The organism is Spiribacter halobius (assembly GCF_020883455.1).
GTDB classification, from domain to species: Bacteria; Pseudomonadota; Gammaproteobacteria; order Nitrococcales; family Nitrococcaceae; genus Sediminicurvatus; species Sediminicurvatus halobius.
Map to the genome: position 1 here is coordinate 116,497 of NZ_CP086615.1, position 16,870 is coordinate 133,366.

A 16,870-nucleotide genomic window follows, 5' to 3' on the forward strand; every position below is an offset into this window, starting at 1 on the left:
CATGGGGCTCGCCAAGCGCATCATCCCCTGCCTCGACGTGGACGCTGGCCGCGTCGTCAAGGGCGTGCGCTTCGTCGACATCCGCGATGCCGGGGACCCGGTGGCCATTGCCCGCGAATACGATCGCGCCGGTGCCGACGAGATCACCTTCCTCGACATCACCGCCAGCCATGAGCAGCGCGAGACGCTGGTGCATGTGGTCGAGGCGGTGGCGGCGGAGGTCTTCATCCCGCTCACCGTCGGCGGCGGCATCCGCTCGGTGGCGGATGTCCGCCGCATGCTCAACGCCGGCGCGGACAAGGTCGCCATCAATACCGCAGCGGTCACCAGCCCCGAGCTGGTGAGCGAGGCGGCCGGGCGCTTCGGCGCCCAGTGCATCGTGGTGGCGGTGGACGCCAAGCGCGTATCCGCCGAAGACGAGCCGGGGCGCTGGGAGGTCTTCACCCACGGTGGGCGCAAGCCCACCGGTATCGACGCCGTGGCCTGGGGGGCGCGCATGGCCGAGGCCGGCGCCGGCGAGCTGCTGGTGACCAGCATGGATCGCGACGGCACGCGGCTTGGTTTCGACACGGGGCTCACCCGCGCCATCTCCGAGGCTGCCGGGGTGCCGGTGATCGCCTCCGGCGGCGTGGGCAACCTCGAGCACCTCGCCGCCGGGATTCTCGAGGGCCACGCCGATGCCGTGCTCGCCGCGAGCATCTTCCACTTCGGCGAGTACAGCATCCGGGAGGCCAAGGACTATCTCGCGAGACGGGGCATCGAGGTGCGCCGGTGAGCTGGCTCGACGCCGTGGCCTGGAACGCCGACGGCCTGGTGGCCGCCATTGCCCAGGATGCGGACTCCGGCGAGGTGCTGATGATGGCCTGGATGGATCGCACGGCGCTGGCCCGCACCGCCGAGCTCGGCGAGGCCGTGTACTGGTCGCGCTCCCGCGGACGCCTCTGGCACAAGGGCGAGACCTCGGGCCACGTGCAGCGCGTGCGGGAGCTGCGCCTCGACTGCGACGGCGACGTGGTGCTGCTGCGCGTCGAGCCGGTGGGGGGCATCGCCTGCCACACCGGCCGCCGGACCTGCTTCTACCGGCGCCTGGCCGGGGATGCCTGGCAGGCGGTGGAGCCGGTGCTGCGCGACCCGGACACCATCTACGAAGGGGAGCGCCGTGAGTAACGACACCCTCGAGCGCCTCGCCGCCGTGCTGGAGGCGCGCAAGGGCGCGGACCCGGGCAGCTCCTACGTGGCCGGCCTCTACGCCGGCGGCCTCGACCGTATCCTGAAGAAGGTCGGCGAGGAGGCCACGGAGACCGTGCTGGCCGCGAAGGACGGGCAGCGTGAGCAGATCGTTTATGAGACCGCCGATCTGTGGTTCCATACACTCGTGATGCTGGCCCATTGCGGATCGGGGCCGGCGGAGGTCCTCGCCGAGCTGGAGCGCCGTTTCGGCCTTTCCGGTCTCGACGAGAAGGCATCGCGGCATAACGACTAGGTCCGCCCGGTGGAGCGCCGCGCTCCCGCATTTCCGGGTGGATCCGACAGGCCCTTGCGGGAGGCATTTCATGGGTTTTGGTGGCATCAGCGTCTGGTCGCTGCTCCTTATTCTCGTCATCGTGCTGCTGCTGTTCGGCACCAAGAAGCTGCGCAACGTGGGGTCGGACCTCGGCGGCGCGATCAAGGGCTTCAAGAGCGCGATGAGCGAGGGCGAGAAGGAGGCGAAAGAGGTCAAGGACAGCGTCGAGAAGTCCGGCGAGGAAGGGGAGCAGGCCGGCGCCCAGGTGGAGCATCGCGAGCAGAGCGGCGAGTCCGCGGGCGCGACCGACACCGGGCAGGAGCGCGAAAAGCGCCAGAGCTCGTCCTGATCCGGTTGGCCGGTCGGTCAGCCCATGTTTGACGTCAGCTTCTGGGAGCTGCTGATCATCGGCGTCGTCGCGCTGGTGGTGGTCGGCCCGGAGCGACTGCCGGGGCTCATGCGCACGGTAGGGCTCTGGGTCGGGAAGGCGCGCGCGTCGTTCCAGTCCATCCGGGACGAGGTGGAGCGCGAGGTCCACGCCGAGGGCCTGCGCGACACCCAGCGCGCCCTGCAGAAGCAGGCCCGGGAAACCGAGCGCCAGGTGCGGGACGCCGTCGATTCCGGCGAGTCCCGTGCCCGGGTACAGGCGCGCAGCCCGGGCGATACGGGCGCGCCGGCCGCGGGCGCGACGGAGGCCGGGAGCTCCGCCGCCGACGCGAGCGCCACGGGCGGCGAGGAGCCCAAGGCCGGAAGCGAAGCCGGCCCGGCGGCCGCGGCCGCCGGGGCGCGCAAGCCGGCGGCCGGTAACGAGTCCGGGCAGGGATGAGCCGCGTGTCCGACCACCAGGATCGCATGGACGAGGATCGCCCTCTGCTGACGCATCTCCTCGAGCTGCGCAGCCGCCTGCTGCGCTGCGCGGTGGTGGTGCTGGTGGTATTTCTCGCCGTCTACCCCTTCCGCGAGGAGCTCTACGGGGCGCTCGCGGGGCCGCTCATGGCGGTGCTGCCGGAGGGCGCCTCGATGATCGCCACCCAGGTGGCGACGCCGTTCCTCATCCCCCTCAAGCTGGCCCTGGTGGCGGCGTTCTTCGTCAGCATCCCGTACCTGCTCTACCAGCTCTGGGCCTTCGTCGCGCCTGGGCTGTACCGGCACGAGAAGATGCTCATCTGGCCGCTGCTCGTCTCCAGCGTGGCGCTGTTCTATGCCGGCATGGCCTTCGCCTATTACGTGGTGTTTCCGCTGGTGTTCAGCTTCTTCGCCGCGGCGACGCCGGAAGGCGTGTCCATGATGACGGACATCGGGGAGTACCTGTCCTTCGTCATCACGCTGTTCTTCGCCTTCGGGGCCGCCTTCGAGGTGCCCATCGCCACCATCCTGCTGGTGCGTACCGGCGCCACCACCCGCGAAGCGCTGGCGAGCAAGCGCCCCTACGTGATCGTGGGGGCGTTCACCATCGGCATGGTGCTCACGCCCCCGGACGTCATCTCCCAGGTGCTGCTGGCAGTGCCGGTGTGGCTGCTGTTCGAGCTTGGGGTGATCCTGTCCCGTTGGTTCACGCCCAACGGGGATGAGGCGCGCGAGGAGGACTGACCCGGCCCGGCGTTTTGCTTACCTAAAGGTAAGAAATCGCAGGCACCGCCCCCGCTGCACCCTGCCCAAGGCCGCTCTGTTGCCGGCAAAGCCGCGCCAAGCTTGCGATTCCAGTCGCCACCGCGTATCGTCAGTGGCCACGTCGGCGCCCGCCATCCGCGGCCACCAGGTCGCACCGGGTGCGCGCCGAGTGCCCTCCTGCGGTGGCGCGGAGTCCACGATCGATGCAGCTCGCCGGCGATGGCGACAGCCACGGAGCCCGGAGAAGCTGGCCACTGGCCGGTTGCACAGCCGCCGTACTCCTCCTGCCCTGTTTCCCGGACGCCTGCCGCGCCGTGCCCGCGCCGAGTGGCGCGAGCGGGCGGCTGCACTACCTTATCCTGAGGGGGTGCGTCCGCATCCCCGCCAGCGACAGTCAGGTGAGTCATCCATGAGCGGTGCATTCGAGCAGTTCCTGCGCAACTCCTATCTGAACGCCAGCAACGCCACGTTCATGGAGGCGCTCTACGAGACCTACCTGCGGGATCCGAGCGCCGTGGAGCCGGAGTGGCGGTCCTACTTCCAGGGGCTCGAGGCCGGCGACAGCAGCGCCGGGCGGGATATCCCGCACTCACCCATCCGCCGCGAGTTCGAGCGCATCGGCCGGAGCAACGGCCAGCGCCGCGGTGGCGCCGTCAGCGAGGCGATGGAGCCGGTGGCGGCGCAGAAGCAGGCGGCGGTGCTGCGACTGATCAACGCCTACCGCGTCCGCGGCCACCAGCATGCCGATACCGACCCGCTGGAGCTACGCGCGAAGCCCGACGTCCCCGACCTCGATCCGGCCTTCCACGGCCTCACCGATGCGGACATGGACACGGTGTTCAACACCGGCTCGCTGTTCGCCGAGGAGCGCCTGCCGCTGCGCGACATCATCGCCCTGGTCAAGGAGGTGTACGCGGGCAAGATCGGCTCCGAGTACATGCACATCACCGACACGGTGCAGAAGCGCTGGATCCAGGAGCGCCTCGAGCGGCCGCGGGCACGGCCGGACCTGAGCGCCGAGCAGCGCCGATACCTGCTGCAGCGGCTGGTGGCCGCCGAGGGCATCGAGAAGTACCTCAACAGCAAGTACGTGGGCCAGAAGCGCTTCTCGCTGGAGGGCGGGGAGACGATGATCCCCATGCTCGACGAGGTGGTGCAGCGCGGCGGCAGCCACGGCATCAAGGAGCTGGTGCTGGGCATGGCCCATCGCGGCCGGCTGAACGTGCTGATCAATCTGCTTGGCAAGTCGCCGAAGGATCTGTTCGCCGAGTTCGAGGGCGACTACGAGGTGGACAACGCCAGCGCCGGCGACGTCAAGTACCACATGGGCTATTCCTCGGACATCAAGACCCGGGGTGGCCCGCTGCACCTTGCCCTCGCCTTCAACCCCTCGCACCTCGAGATCGTCAACCCGGTGGTGGAGGGCTCGGTCCGCGCCCGCATGCAGCGGCGCAAGGATTTCCAGGGCGACGAGGTGCTGCCGGTGCTGATCCACGGCGACGCCGCCTTCGCCGGCCAGGGCGTGGTGATGGAGACCTTCCAGCTGTCCCAGGCCCGCGGCTTCTTTACCGGTGGCACGGTGCACATCGTGCTGAACAACCAGATCGGCTTCACCACCTCCAATCCGCTGGATGCCCGCTCGACGTTCTACTGCACCGAGGTCGCGAAGATGGTGCAGGCGCCCATCTTCCACGTGAACGGCGATGACCCGGAGGCGGTGCTCTTCGTCACCCAGCTCGCCATGGACTATCGCCGCGAGTTCCGGCGCGACGTGGTGGTCGATCTCATCTGCTATCGCCGCCACGGCCACAACGAGGCGGACGAGCCCTCGGCCACCCAGCCGATGATGTACCGGAAGATCAAGGCGCGGGACCCGGTGCGCAAGCTCTACGCCGACCGCCTGATCAGCGAGGGCGTGATCGACGCCGACTCCGGCAAGAAGCTGGACCGGGAGTACCGGGACAAGCTCGACAACCAGGAGATCGTGGCGCCCAACGCGCTGGACGCGGTCCACAACGACTACGCGGTGGACTGGTCACCGTACTTCAACGCCCGCTGGGACACGGAGATCGAGACGGCGGTGCCGCTGGAGAAGATCCGCGCCCTGCAGGAGAACCTGCAGCGCCTGCCGGAAGGCTTCGAGCTGAATCCGCGCGTGGCGAGCGTGATGGAGAGCCGGCGCAAGATGGCCGCCGGAGCGCTCGCCATGGACTGGGGCTTCGCCGAGACCATGGCCTACGCCAGCCTGCTGGACGAGGGCTACAAGGTCCGCCTCACCGGGCAGGACTCCGGCCGCGGTACCTTCTTCCACCGCAACGCGGTGCTGCATAACGCCGTGGACGGGGCCACCTACATCCCGCTCAAGGACATCACCACCGAGCCGAACGACTTCACCGTCATCGACTCGCTGCTGTCCGAGGAGGCGGTGCTCGGCTTCGAATACGGCTTCGCCACCGCCGACCCGACCACCATGGTCATCTGGGAGGCGCAGTTCGGCGACTTCGTCAACGGCGCCCAGGTGGTCATCGATCAGTTCATCGCCTCCGGCGAGACCAAGTGGGGGCGTCTCTGCGGGCTGACCCTGTACCTGCCCCACGGCTACGAGGGTCAGGGCCCGGAGCATTCCTCGGCGCGCCTCGAGCGCTTCCTGCAGCTCTGCGCGGAGCAGAACATCCAGGTCTGCGCGCCCTCCACCCCGGCGCAGTTCTTCCACATGATCCGCCGGCAGATGGTGCGCAAGTGGCGCAAGCCGCTGGTGGTGATGACCCCGAAGAGCCTGCTGCGGCACAAGCTCTCCACCTCGGTGCTGGACGACCTCTCCCGGGGGCATTTCCAGCTGGTCATCGACGAGATCGACGAGCTGCGCGCCCGGGACGTGCGCCGGGTGGTGCTCTGCAGCGGCAAGGTCTACTACGACCTGCTCCAGGAGCGGCGCAAGCGCGAGCTCAAGGACATCGCCATCGTGCGGGTCGAGCAGCTCTACCCGTTCCCGGAAAACGACCTGGCTGCCCTGCTCAAGCGCCGCTACAAGGGGGCGAAGGAGGTCATCTGGTGCCAGGAGGAGCCGAAGAACCAGGGGGCGTGGTACCAGATCCAGCATCATCTGCAGCACTGCATCACCCGCGAGCAGCGCCTCGGCTACGCCGGCCGCGAGCCGTCGGCGTCGCCGGCGGTGGGCTATGCCAAGGTCCACCATGAGCAGCAGCGCCGGCTGGTGGACGACGCCCTGAGCTGAGCGCCCGGGGGCTCGGCCCCCGTCCGGTCCCGGTCTGACGCAATCCGCCGCGGGGGCGCGGCGGCGAGAACAAAGCGAGGAGTCGATGAGCACCGAAGTCAAGGTACCCGCCCTGCCGGAGTCCGTCAGCGAGGCCACCGTGGTCACCTGGCACAAGCAGAAAGGAGACACGGTCGAGCGTGACGAGAACCTGGTGGACCTCGAGACCGACAAGGTCGTGCTGGAGGTCCCGGCGCCCGACGACGGGGTGCTCGGCGACATCCTCAAGAGCGAGGGTGACACGGTGACCGCGAACGAGGTCATCGCCATGCTGGAGGCCGGTGGCGGCGGCAGCAGTGGCGGCGGCGAGGCTGCGGCGGAGAGCCAGCCGGCCGCTCCGGAGACCTCGTCCGCGGCAACCGCCGGCGAGACGCAGCAGGCAGCGGCGTCCGAGCCAGCCGCGGCCCCGGCGCGCGGCGATGGCGACGTCGCCCCCCTGAGCCCGGCGGTGCGCCGCATGGTCGCGGAGCACGAGCTCGATCCGTCGCGCATTCCTGCCACTGGCCCCGGGGGGCGCATTACCAAGGAGGACGTGGTCCGGTATCTCGACAACGGCGGCGATGCCGCCCCGCAGCCCCAGGCACCGGCCCCTGCCCCTGTCGGCCGTTTCAGCCAGGAGCAGCCCGCCCGCTCGCCGGAGGCCGAGGCCATGCCCGCCGGCGGCGAGGCGCCGGCGGGGGAGCGCCCGGAGCGCCGGGTACCCATGACCCGCCTGCGCCAGCGCATCGCCGAGCGACTGGTGGAGGCGCAGCAGACCGCGGCCATGCTCACCACCTTCAACGAGGTGAACATGCAGCCGGTCATGGAGGTGCGCGGGCGCTACAAGGAGCGCTTCGAGAAGGCCCACGGCATCAAGCTCGGCTTCATGTCGTTCTTCGTGAAGGCGGCGGTGGAGGCATTGAAGCGCTTCCCCTCGGTGAACGCCTCCATCGACGGCAAGGACATCATCTACCACGGCTACTACGACATCGGCATCGCCGTCTCCACCGAGCGGGGCCTGATGGTGCCCGTGCTGCGGGACGCCGATCAGCTCTCCTTCGCCGAGATCGAGAACGCCATCGCCGACTTCGGCCAGCGCGCCAAGGCCGGCAAGATCGGCCTCGAGGAGCTCACCGGCGGCACCTTCACCATCACCAACGGCGGCATCTTCGGCTCGCTGGTGTCGACGCCGATCCTCAACCCGCCGCAGAGCGGCATCCTGGGTATGCACAAGATCCAGGAGCGACCCATGGCCGAGGATGGTCAGGTGGTGGTGCGGCCGATGATGTACCTGGCCCATTCCTACGACCACCGCATCATCGACGGCCGCGAGGCCGTGCAGTTCCTGGTCACCATCAAGGACATGCTGGAGGACCCGGCACGGCTGCTGCTCGAGGTCTGACCCCGCGCACCGTCGCCGCGCGGTGCTGCCGGCGCCGCGAGGACCCCACTAGCCCGATTAGGGAGTGAACATGGCTGATTCCTACGACGTCATCGTCATCGGCGCCGGCCCCGCCGGCTACGTCGGTGCCATCCGCTGCGCCCAGCTCGGCATGAGCGTGGCCGTGATCGACGAGTTCGTGCGCAAGGACGGCGAGCCGTCCCTCGGCGGCACCTGCCTGAACGTTGGCTGCATCCCCTCCAAGGCCCTGCTCGACTCCTCCGAGCAGTACCACCGGGTGCACTCGGAGCTCGCCGGTCACGGCATCAAGGTGCAGGGCACGAGCCTCGACGTGCCGCAGATGATCAAGCGCAAGGACAAGGTCGTCGCCGACCTCACCGGCGGCATCAAGCAGCTGTTCAAGGCGGACAAGATCGACTGGCTGCAGGGCCACGGCAAGCTGCTCGCCGAGCGTCAGGTGGAGTTCACCCCGCACAAGGGCAACACCCGTACCCTGAAGGCCGAAAACGTCCTGCTCGCGACCGGGTCGCGACCCATCGACATCGGTGCCGCCCCCACGGACGGCGAGCGCATCGTCAACTCCGACGGCGCGCTGGAGTTCACCGAGGTGCCGAAGCGCCTCGGTGTCATCGGCGCCGGGGTCATTGGCCTGGAGATGGGCAGCGTCTGGAGCCGCCTCGGCTCAAAGGTGGTGCTGCTGGAGGCTCAGGACACCTTCCTCGCCCCGGTGGACGAGCAGGTCGCCCGCGAGGCGAAGAAGCTCTTCGAGAAGCAGGGCCTGGAGATCCGGCTCGGCTGCCGGGTCACGGAAACGCGCAAGGGCAAGACGGTTAGCGTCCATTACGAGGACGCGGACGGCAAGCAGACCATTCAGGTGGACAAGCTCATCGTCTCCGTCGGCCGCCGTCCGCACACCGATGGCCTCGCCTCGGAAGACGTCGGCCTGCTCACCGATGAGCGCGGCTTCGTGCACGTCAACGACCACTGCGAGACCAATATTCCGGGGGTCTTTGCGGTGGGGGACGTGGTGCGCGGCCCCATGCTGGCCCACAAGGGCTCGGAAGAGGGCGTGATGGTGGCCGAGCGCATCGCCGGCAAGCCGGGACACGTCAACTACGAGACCATCCCGTGGGTAATCTACACCGACCCGGAGATCGCCTGGGTGGGCCGCACCGAGGGGCAGCTCAAGGCAGCGGGCACGCCCTACCGCACGGGGACCTTCGGCTTCGCCGCCACGGGCCGCGCCCGGGCGATGGACCGCGCCTCGGGCATCGTGAAGATCCTCGCCCACGGCGAGACGGACCGCATCCTCGGGGTGCACATGGTCGGCCCCCAGGCCAGCGAGCTGATCGCCGAGGCGGTGCTGGCCATGGAGTACGAGGCCAGCTCCGAGGATCTCGCCCGCACCATCCACGCCCATCCGACCCTCTCGGAGGCGGTCCACGAAGCGGCTCTCGCGGTGGACAGGCGCGCCATCCACAAGGCCAACTGAGCTCGCGACCCGCAGGTCGCGCGCGGCGCTGCCGTGCGCGACGGAAGAACAGGCATCCCGCGACTCTCAGGAGCGTCATCGCGTGGTGCCCGGGTCGAGGCGCGTCCGCGGCGACAAGGGTTCATCGAGGCTTTCGGGCGGGGCGGTGTCGTGTACCCCGTCCCGGGACACGCCGTGAATCCGTCCGTGGAGGCTCCACTGCGGCATCCCTGCCGCAGAGGGTCCCGGGACGGGGCACACGACACAGCCCAGGCAGCCACCGGGGCTAATCCGCGGCGGGCACTGTGCATTCGCCTGCCGGCGTGTCGGGTACCGCCTGCGGCGGTTCCCGACCTACACCTCTCGACCGCTCCCGTCTTCTGCGGCTCCTGCCCCGGGCACCACGTGACACTGTGTCGTGTCGTCGCGGATCCAGGCTAAACGTCGCACGCGGCTGCGCCGCGCACGACCTACGGCTATTGCGATGACGTAAGCGGCTGAACTTAATGAGATTTGGGAAACGCCAACCCGCCGCTGTAAACTCCCGGCAGCGTGGCGTTCTGCGGCGCAACACGAGGGCTGACGTGGCTGGGGCCACAGGGGGAGGAGAGCCATGGCGAGTCCCGAATCCGCTGGTGCGCGCTTCCGGCGTGCGGTCGAGGAGGAGCGGCCACTGCAGGTGGCCGGCGCGATCAACGCCTACAGCGCCCTGCTCGCCGAACGGGCCGGCTTTCGCGCGCTGTATCTGTCCGGCGCCGGCGTCGCCAATGCCTCCTACGGCTATCCCGACCTCGGCATCACCCAGCTCGCTGACGTCGCCGAGGACGTCCGCCGCATCGCCGACGTCAGCCCTCTGCCCCTGCTGGTGGATATCGATACCGGCTGGGGCGGCGCCTTCAATATCGCCCGCAGTATCCGTGAGCTTACCCGCGCCGGTGCCGGAGCCGTGCATCTGGAGGATCAGGTCCAGGCCAAGCGCTGCGGCCATCGGCCGGGCAAGGCGCTGGTGTCCGCCAGCGAGATGGTGGACCGGGTCAGGGCCGCCGTGGACGCCCGGCCCGATCCCGCGTTCGTGATCATGGCGCGCACCGACGCACTGGCCAGCGAGGGGCTGGAGGCGGCCATCGACCGCGCCGGGCGCTACGTCGAGGCCGGCGCGGACATGATCTTCGCCGAGGCGGTGACCGAGCTCGACCAGTACCGCGCGTTCACCCGTGCCGTGGACGTCCCCGTGCTCGCCAACATCACGGAGTTCGGCCGTACGCCGCTCTTTACTGTCGAGGAGCTGGGGAGTGCCGGGGTGCGCCTGGTGCTCTATCCGCTCTCCGCCTTCAGGGCGATGAGCCGGGCCGCCGAGGCGGTGTACGCCGCGATCCGGCGGGACGGCACCCAGCGCGAGGTGCTGGACAGCATGCAGACCCGGGATGAGCTCTACGCAGTGCTCGGCTACCACGACTACGAGCGCAAGCTCGATGAGCTCTTCTCCCGCGACGGCGGCGAGGGCTGAACCCGAAACGGCAAGCGACGAGGACTGCTCATGACCGAGAACCACGCCGGCCTGCGCGGCATTACCGCCGGCGATACGTCCCTGTGCACGGTGGGCAAGGACGGCACCGGCCTCACCTACCGCGGTTACGACATCCACGACCTGGCGGAGCACGCCCGCTTCGAGGAGGTGGCGCACCTGCTGGTGTACGGCCATCTGCCCACCCAGGCGGAGCTGGACGCCTACGAGCGCAGACTGCAGGCGCTGCGCAGCCTCCCGTCCGCCCTGCGCGAGGTGCTGGAGCGCATTCCGGCCGACGCGCATCCGATGGACGTCATGCGCACCGGCGCCTCCGTGCTCGGCAACCTGGAGACGGAGCAGAGCTTCGATGAGCAGGACTGGCACATCGACCGCCTGCTCGCGGCCCTGCCCGGAATCATCACCTACTGGTATCGCTACAGCCACGACGGCGTGCGCGTGGAGACGGCCAGCGACGATGCCTCCATCGGTGGCCACTTCCTGCATCTGCTCCACGGCAGGGCCCCGGACCCGGTACACGAGAAGGTGATGCACGCCTCGCTCATCCTCTACGCCGAGCACGAGTTCAACGCCTCGACCTTCACCGCGCGGGTCTGTGCCTCGACGCTCTCGGACATCCACTCCTGCGTCACTGCGGCCATCGGCTCCCTGCGCGGCCCGCTGCACGGGGGTGCCAACGAGGCGGCGATGGCGATGCTCGAGCAATGGTCCGACCCCGATCAGGCTGAGCGCGAGCTGCTCGGCATGCTGGAGCGCAAGGACAAGGTGATGGGCTTTGGCCACGCCATCTATCGCGAGAAGGATCCGCGCAACGCCATCGTCAAGGCATGGGCGAAGCGCCTCGCCGAGCAGGTGGGGGACACGACACTGTACCCGGTCTCCGAACGGGTCGAGGAAGTGATGTGGCGCGAGAAGCGGCTGTTCCCCAATGCCGACTTCTTCCACGCCAGCGCCTATCACTTCATGGGCATCCCGACGAAGCTGTTCACGCCGATCTTCGTGATGTCCCGGGTCAGCGGCTGGGCGGCACACGTCAAGGAGCAGCGCGCCAACAACCGCATCATCCGCCCGAGCGCAACGTACACGGGCCCGGAGCTGCGCCCGTGGGTGCCCATCGAGGAGCGGGGGTGATCGACGCGGGTCGACGTAGGTCGTGCACGGCAGAGCCGTGTCCGACATCCCGTGCTTTCCCACCGGCCACGGATCAGCTGCCACGGCTGGAGAGGTCGGAGTGCGGGGCCTCCCGACGGGACCCTAGGCGGCAGGGATGCCGCCTTGGAGCGTACAGGGATGTATTCACAGCGTGTCCCGTCGGGAGGTCCCGCACTCCGGCCCGGGCACCGGGCGTCCATGAGCCGGCCCGCTTCTCCGCGGGCTTATCTGACGGAGAGGGGATGTCGCAAACGGCTCTGCCGTGCACGACCTACGTCACGCCGACTGCAAGCACAGAAGACGAATCAGAGGAGCCCGCACCATGAGCCAGGATCACCGCAGCGCCAAGCGCCCGAAGCCGGACAAGCTCCTCACCGAGCTCGGCAAGTACGTCACCGGCCCGGCGCCGAAGTCCGACGAGGCCTATTCCACCGCCCGCCACTGCCTCATGGATACCCTCGCCTGCGGCATGCTGGCGCTGCAGTATCCGGCCTGCACCAAGCTGCTCGGCCCGGTGGTTCCCGGCGCGGAGATGCCCGACGGCGTGCGCGTGCCCGGCACGCCCTACCGGCTGGATCCCGTGCAGGCGGCCTGGAACATCGGCGCCATGGTCCGCTGGCTCGACTTCAACGACACCTGGCTCGCCGCCGAGTGGGGGCACCCCTCGGACAACCTCGGCGCCATCCTCGCGGTGGCCGACTACCTCTCCCGGCGTGCCGTGGCGGCCGGGCGCAAACCGCTCACCATGCGTGACGTGCTCACGGCCATGATCCGCGCCCACGAGATCCAGGGCGTCATCGCGCTCAACCACAGCTTCAATCGCGTGGGGCTCGACCACGTGCTGCTGGTGCGCCTTGCCTCGGCCTGCGTCGCCATGGGTCTGCTCGGGGGCTCAAAGGAGGACGTGGCCACGGTAGCGAGCCACGCCTTCCTCGATGGCGGCGCCCTGCGCGCCTACCGGCATGCGCCGCAGGCGGGGCCGCGCAAGAGCTGGGCGGCGGGCGACGCCTCTTCCCGCGGCCTGCGGCTCGCCTTGATCACCGAGCGCGGCGAGCTCGGTTATCCGGCGGCGCTCTCGGCGCCCACCTGGGGGTTCCAGGACGTCCTCTTCGGCGGGAAGAAGATGAAGCTCGCCCAGCCGCTTGGCAGCTACGTCATGGAGAACATTCTCTTCAAGATCTCCTTCCCGGCCGAGTTCCACGCCCAGACCGCAGTGGAGGCGGCGATGACGCTGCATCCCGAGGTGGCCGGGCGCATCGACGAGATCGAGCAGGTGATCATCGAGACCCAGGAGGCGGGCGCGCGGATCATCGACAAGACCGGCCCGCTCAGCAACCCGGCGGACCGGGACCACTGCATCCAGTACATGGTCGCGGTGCCGCTGATCTTCGGCCGCCTGACCGCGGACGACTACGAGGACGCCATCGCCGCCGACCCGCGCATCGATGCCCTGCGCGAGAAGATGGTGGTGAGCGAGAACAGGCAGTTCTCCAAGGAGTACCTGGACCCCGACAAGCGCGCCATCGGCAACGCCGTGCAGGTGGTGTTCAGGGACGGCAGCAAGACCGAGCGCGTCGCCGTGGACTACCCCGTCGGCCACCGCCGCCGCCGCAAGGAGGGCATCCCGGTGCTGGTGGAGAAGTTCGAGAAGGCCCTCGCCACCCGCTTCGCCCCCCGCCAGGCAGAGCGCATCCGCCACGCCTGCGCGGACCAGAAACGGCTGGAGAAGATGGCGGTTAACGAGTTCGTGGATCTCTGGGCGCTTTAGCGCCCGGAGATCCACGAACAGTGGCAGGTTCAACGTTCAAAGTTCAAAGACCGCCGCCGCGTTGTCTGTGCCGGTTCCGCGGCCTCTCCGCACTTTGAACCTTCAACTTGCAACTTTGAACTCTGAAGCGCCAGCGCCCGCTGTCGTGAGCCGCCGAAGGCGCTCACGACAGCGGGCGCTGGCGCTTCAGTACGTAGCGCTCCAGCACGTCCCGCGTGGTCGGGTCGGTGTCCTCGAATTCGATGCCGAGCATGCGCTCCTTGCCGGCGCCGTCGCCGCGGCTGACGCGTACCACCCGGCCGTGCAGGTCCAGCGGGCCGCTGCCGGCGAGCTGGAGCTGGAGGTCGACCCGGCGGCCGCCGCGGGGTACGCGCTCGGGGCTGGCGCGCAGGGCGATGCCGGTGGCGGAGAGATCATGAACACCGGTGGCGCGCAGCTTGCCGCTGCTCTCGCGCACCTCCACCTCGTGCGCGGCGGGGCGCACGCGGGCGGCGCGCGGGCGGGCCCCGAGCTCGACGATGCGCGGCTCCTCCAGGTACAGCGCCAGCGGGAACCCCGCCGGCGGGCGCTCCACGCGCAGCGCGAAGCGGTAGAGGAGCTGGCCGCGGACGGCGCTGAGCTCCAGACGATCGCTGCCGAGCAGCTCCATGAGCGCGACGGCATCCGAGCTGCCCGGGTCGAGCACCAGGCGGCGGTCGGCCGCAGTGGTCTCGGCGCTGCCGGGCTCGGCAAGCAGATCGCGCAGGAAGTCCAGCTCCTCGGCGTCCAGCTGACGGCTGTCCACGGTCGCGCCCTCCCCGCTGACCTTGAGCGGCTCATGTTGCGCGCCGGTCCCCTCGGCCGCAAGTCGGTTGACCCCCGGGCCCGCCGCCGCCATCTTTGCCGCTTCGCGCGATCCGTGACGCCTGGGGGAGGCGAGCGCTCATGAAACTCTGGATCGGCAAGCTGCTGGGGGCAGTGTTCGGCTACCTCGCCGGCGGTCTGCTGGGCGGCTTCATCGGTCTGCTGGTCGGGCACTGGTTCGACCGGGCCCTCGGCGGCGGGGTGCTGGGGCGTGCCCGGCGGCAGGTGGCGACGGCGGTGTTCTTCCGCTCGGCCTTCGTCGTCATGGGGCACGTGTGCAAGGCGGACGGCCGCGTCACCGCGGCGGAGATCGGCGCTGCCGAGCGGGTCATGGCCCACATGGACCTCAACGCCCGCCAGCGCGAGCAGGCCATCGAGTTCTTCCGTGCCGGCCGCGACGGCGAGGCGGACCTGGACGAGGCGCTGCGCCAGTTCCGTCGCCACTGCCGCGGCCACGTGCAGCTGGTGCGCATGTTCCTCGAGATACAGATCCAGGCGGCATTGGCCGACGGTGATCTGCAGGACGCGGAGCACGAGATCCTGCGCCGGATCGCCACCGCGCTCGGCCTCTCGGAGGCGGACTTCGCCCGCCTGGAGAGCATGCTCGGCGCCCGTGCCGCGGGTGGTGGTCCGGGTGCGCCGGCGGGCGAGGCCGAGCTGCAGCGGGCCTATCAGACCCTGGGCGTCTCCGAGGACGCGAGCGACGCCGAGGTCAAGCGGGCCTGGCGCAAGCTCATGAGCGAGCACCATCCGGACAAGCTGGTCTCACAGGGGCTGCCCGAGGAGATGATGCGGCTCGCCAAGGAGCGTGCCCAGGAGATCCAGGCCGCCTACGACACCATCAAGCGCGCCCGCGGGCTGCGGTGAACTGACGGCGGCGATGTCCATCTAACAGCGGCGACCGCACGTCAGGGGAGTGTGTCGGGATGCCGTTACGCAATACCACACGGCGCTGGGGCGGCGTTGCGCAGCTGTTCCACTGGGTAATGGCGATCGGGATCTTCGGGATGATGACGCTCGGCTGGATCATGGTGAACCTGCCCATGGGGCCGACCCAGTTCCAGCTCTACTCCCTGCACAAGTCCCTGGGCATCACGCTGCTCACGCTGGCGGTGCTGCGCCTGGTCTGGCGGCTGGCCAATCCGGCCCCGCCCCTGCCGGCGGACATGGCGCCGTGGGAGCGGCGGCTCGCCGGGGCTACCCATGTGGTGCTCTACGGGCTGATCTTTGCCATCCCGCTGTCGGGTTACGTCATCAACTCGGCGGCGAATTTCCCGCTCAACGTGTTCGGGCTGTTCCAGATCCCGAACCTCACCCCCGAGAGCGAGCGGCTGGAAACCATTGCCAGCTGGACGCATCTGACGCTGTTCTGGGTGCTCGCGGGGCTGCTGGTGCTGCATATCGGCGGCGCCCTGCGCCATCACTTCATTCAGCACGACAACGTGCTCCGGCGGATGCTGCCGGGGCGTGAACCCTGACCAATCCGGAGGACCGCAATGCGCTGGCTCGCAATGCTCGCGGCGCTGGTCGCCATCCCGGCCACGGCCGCGGACAACTGGCAGATCCTGCAGGAAGACAGCAGCCTCACCTTCGAGGCCACCCAGCAGGGCGGCACCTTCGATGGTGGATTCGAGCGTTTCTCGGCAGAGATGCGCTTCAGCGCCGATGATCTTGCCAACAGCGGCTTCGACGTCACCGTGGATGTCACCAGCATCGACACGGGCAGCCGGCAGCGCGACCGCGAGCTGCCGAAGGCGTCCTGGTTCCACTTCGACGAGTACCCCGAGGCGACCTTCCGCACCACGGAGATCCGTGCCGTCGACGGCGGCTACGAGGCGGTGGGCGATCTCACCATCCGCGGCAACACCCACGAGATCGTGCTCCCGTTCACCTGGGAGACCCAGGGCGACACCGCCCGAATGGACGGCGAGGTCACCATCGACCGCACCCGCTACGGCGTCGGCCAGGGCGACTGGGAGGACCCGGACGCGGTGGGCCACGAGGTCACCGTGATCGTCGACCTGACGCTGGAGCGGGATGCCTGATGGGCGCTCGCGGGATGGAGAAATCGCCGATAAGCAGCCGCGGGCGGGCAGTCCTCCGAGCGGACAGTGCTCTGCCGGCCGGGCGTGTCTGTGCCAGGGACCGTAGGCGAGATCCCTCTCGCCTACGGTCCCTGGCACAGACACGCCCGACCAGCCTGAGGTCTCCTTGGCTGATCCGCGACTGTGAGGTCCTAGCCAGCGCTATCGGCGCGGCCCCAACGTCCTGCTCGATTACAGACCTCGATTGGCCAGCCTGCCGCCTACGGTCCCGGGACCAGACACACGACACCGGCCGT

The 16,870-nt window shown here is 69.3% G+C and carries 16 protein-coding genes; 15 read left to right on the plus strand and 1 reads right to left on the minus strand.

The features are described from left to right. Nucleotide 1 precedes the first annotated feature (1 nt). The 12 genes from hisF (at nucleotide 2) to LMH63_RS00550 (ending at nucleotide 13,686) form a co-directional block, all read left to right on the plus strand. Nucleotides 2–775, plus strand: a complete 774-nt coding sequence (gene hisF / locus LMH63_RS00495; RefSeq protein ID WP_109679277.1) for an imidazole glycerol phosphate synthase subunit HisF — start codon at nucleotides 2–4, stop codon at nucleotides 773–775. Beyond that, nucleotides 772–1,167: a phosphoribosyl-AMP cyclohydrolase gene (gene hisI, locus LMH63_RS00500; RefSeq protein ID WP_109679278.1), complete on the plus strand. Its 396-nt coding sequence runs from the start codon at nucleotides 772–774 to the stop codon at nucleotides 1,165–1,167. Before hisF ends, hisI begins: the two co-directional genes overlap by 4 nt. Then, complete coding sequence (locus LMH63_RS00505) at nucleotides 1,160–1,483, plus strand: phosphoribosyl-ATP diphosphatase (protein ID WP_109679279.1); 324 nt, start codon at nucleotides 1,160–1,162, stop codon at nucleotides 1,481–1,483. Before hisI ends, LMH63_RS00505 begins: the two co-directional genes overlap by 8 nt. Before the next feature lie 70 nt (nucleotides 1,484–1,553). Further along, the gene (gene tatA, locus LMH63_RS00510; RefSeq protein WP_109679280.1) at nucleotides 1,554–1,853 is read left to right on the plus strand and encodes a twin-arginine translocase TatA/TatE family subunit; all 300 of its coding nucleotides are present in this window, start codon (nucleotides 1,554–1,556) and stop codon (nucleotides 1,851–1,853) included. A 24-nt stretch (nucleotides 1,854–1,877) separates the two neighbouring features. After that, complete coding sequence (gene tatB / locus LMH63_RS00515; protein ID WP_109679281.1) at nucleotides 1,878–2,330, plus strand: Sec-independent protein translocase protein TatB; 453 nt, start codon at nucleotides 1,878–1,880, stop codon at nucleotides 2,328–2,330. Next, on the plus strand, nucleotides 2,327–3,094 hold the full coding sequence (gene tatC / locus LMH63_RS00520) for a twin-arginine translocase subunit TatC (protein WP_109679282.1): 768 nt from the start codon (nucleotides 2,327–2,329) through the stop codon (nucleotides 3,092–3,094). Before tatB ends, tatC begins: the two co-directional genes overlap by 4 nt. A 430-nt stretch (nucleotides 3,095–3,524) precedes the next feature. Beyond that, nucleotides 3,525–6,350, plus strand: coding sequence for a 2-oxoglutarate dehydrogenase E1 component (locus LMH63_RS00525; protein WP_109679283.1), 2,826 nt, complete (start codon nucleotides 3,525–3,527; stop codon nucleotides 6,348–6,350). Between the two features lie 85 nt (nucleotides 6,351–6,435). Further along, nucleotides 6,436–7,770 carry a 2-oxoglutarate dehydrogenase complex dihydrolipoyllysine-residue succinyltransferase gene (gene odhB, locus LMH63_RS00530; RefSeq protein ID WP_109679284.1) on the plus strand — a complete coding sequence of 445 codons (1,335 nt, stop codon included), beginning with the start codon at nucleotides 6,436–6,438 and terminating at the stop codon, nucleotides 7,768–7,770. 70 nt (nucleotides 7,771–7,840) lie between these two features. Beyond that, the gene (lpdA, locus tag LMH63_RS00535; RefSeq protein WP_109679285.1) at nucleotides 7,841–9,262 is read left to right on the plus strand and encodes a dihydrolipoyl dehydrogenase; all 1,422 of its coding nucleotides are present in this window, start codon (nucleotides 7,841–7,843) and stop codon (nucleotides 9,260–9,262) included. Between the two features lie 592 nt (nucleotides 9,263–9,854). Next, nucleotides 9,855–10,748, plus strand: a complete 894-nt coding sequence (gene prpB, locus LMH63_RS00540; protein ID WP_109679286.1) for a methylisocitrate lyase — start codon at nucleotides 9,855–9,857, stop codon at nucleotides 10,746–10,748. A 30-nt stretch (nucleotides 10,749–10,778) separates the two neighbouring features. Then, nucleotides 10,779–11,897 carry a bifunctional 2-methylcitrate synthase/citrate synthase gene (gene prpC / locus LMH63_RS00545; RefSeq protein ID WP_109679287.1) on the plus strand — a complete coding sequence of 373 codons (1,119 nt, stop codon included), beginning with the start codon at nucleotides 10,779–10,781 and terminating at the stop codon, nucleotides 11,895–11,897. A gap of 343 nt (nucleotides 11,898–12,240) precedes the next feature. Further along, nucleotides 12,241–13,686: a bifunctional 2-methylcitrate dehydratase/aconitate hydratase gene (locus tag LMH63_RS00550; protein ID WP_109679288.1), complete on the plus strand. Its 1,446-nt coding sequence runs from the start codon at nucleotides 12,241–12,243 to the stop codon at nucleotides 13,684–13,686. Between the two features lie 163 nt (nucleotides 13,687–13,849). On the opposite strand, the gene LMH63_RS00555 is transcribed toward LMH63_RS00550, so the two are convergent. After that, nucleotides 13,850–14,563: a flagellar brake protein gene (locus tag LMH63_RS00555; RefSeq protein WP_109676511.1), complete on the minus strand. Its 714-nt coding sequence runs from the start codon at nucleotides 14,561–14,563 to the stop codon at nucleotides 13,850–13,852. A 47-nt stretch (nucleotides 14,564–14,610) separates the two neighbouring features. Between LMH63_RS00555 and djlA the strand changes: the two genes are divergently transcribed. From djlA to LMH63_RS00570, 3 genes are read left to right on the plus strand one after another with little or no spacing between them, the layout of a single operon-like run. Beyond that, complete coding sequence (gene djlA / locus LMH63_RS00560) at nucleotides 14,611–15,396, plus strand: co-chaperone DjlA (protein ID WP_109676509.1); 786 nt, start codon at nucleotides 14,611–14,613, stop codon at nucleotides 15,394–15,396. A 59-nt stretch (nucleotides 15,397–15,455) separates the two neighbouring features. After that, complete coding sequence (locus LMH63_RS00565) at nucleotides 15,456–16,007, plus strand: cytochrome b (protein WP_109676507.1); 552 nt, start codon at nucleotides 15,456–15,458, stop codon at nucleotides 16,005–16,007. 18 nt (nucleotides 16,008–16,025) lie between these two features. After that, the gene (locus LMH63_RS00570) at nucleotides 16,026–16,574 is read left to right on the plus strand and encodes a YceI family protein (RefSeq protein WP_109676505.1); all 549 of its coding nucleotides are present in this window, start codon (nucleotides 16,026–16,028) and stop codon (nucleotides 16,572–16,574) included. The last annotated feature ends 296 nt before the right edge of the window (nucleotides 16,575–16,870 follow it).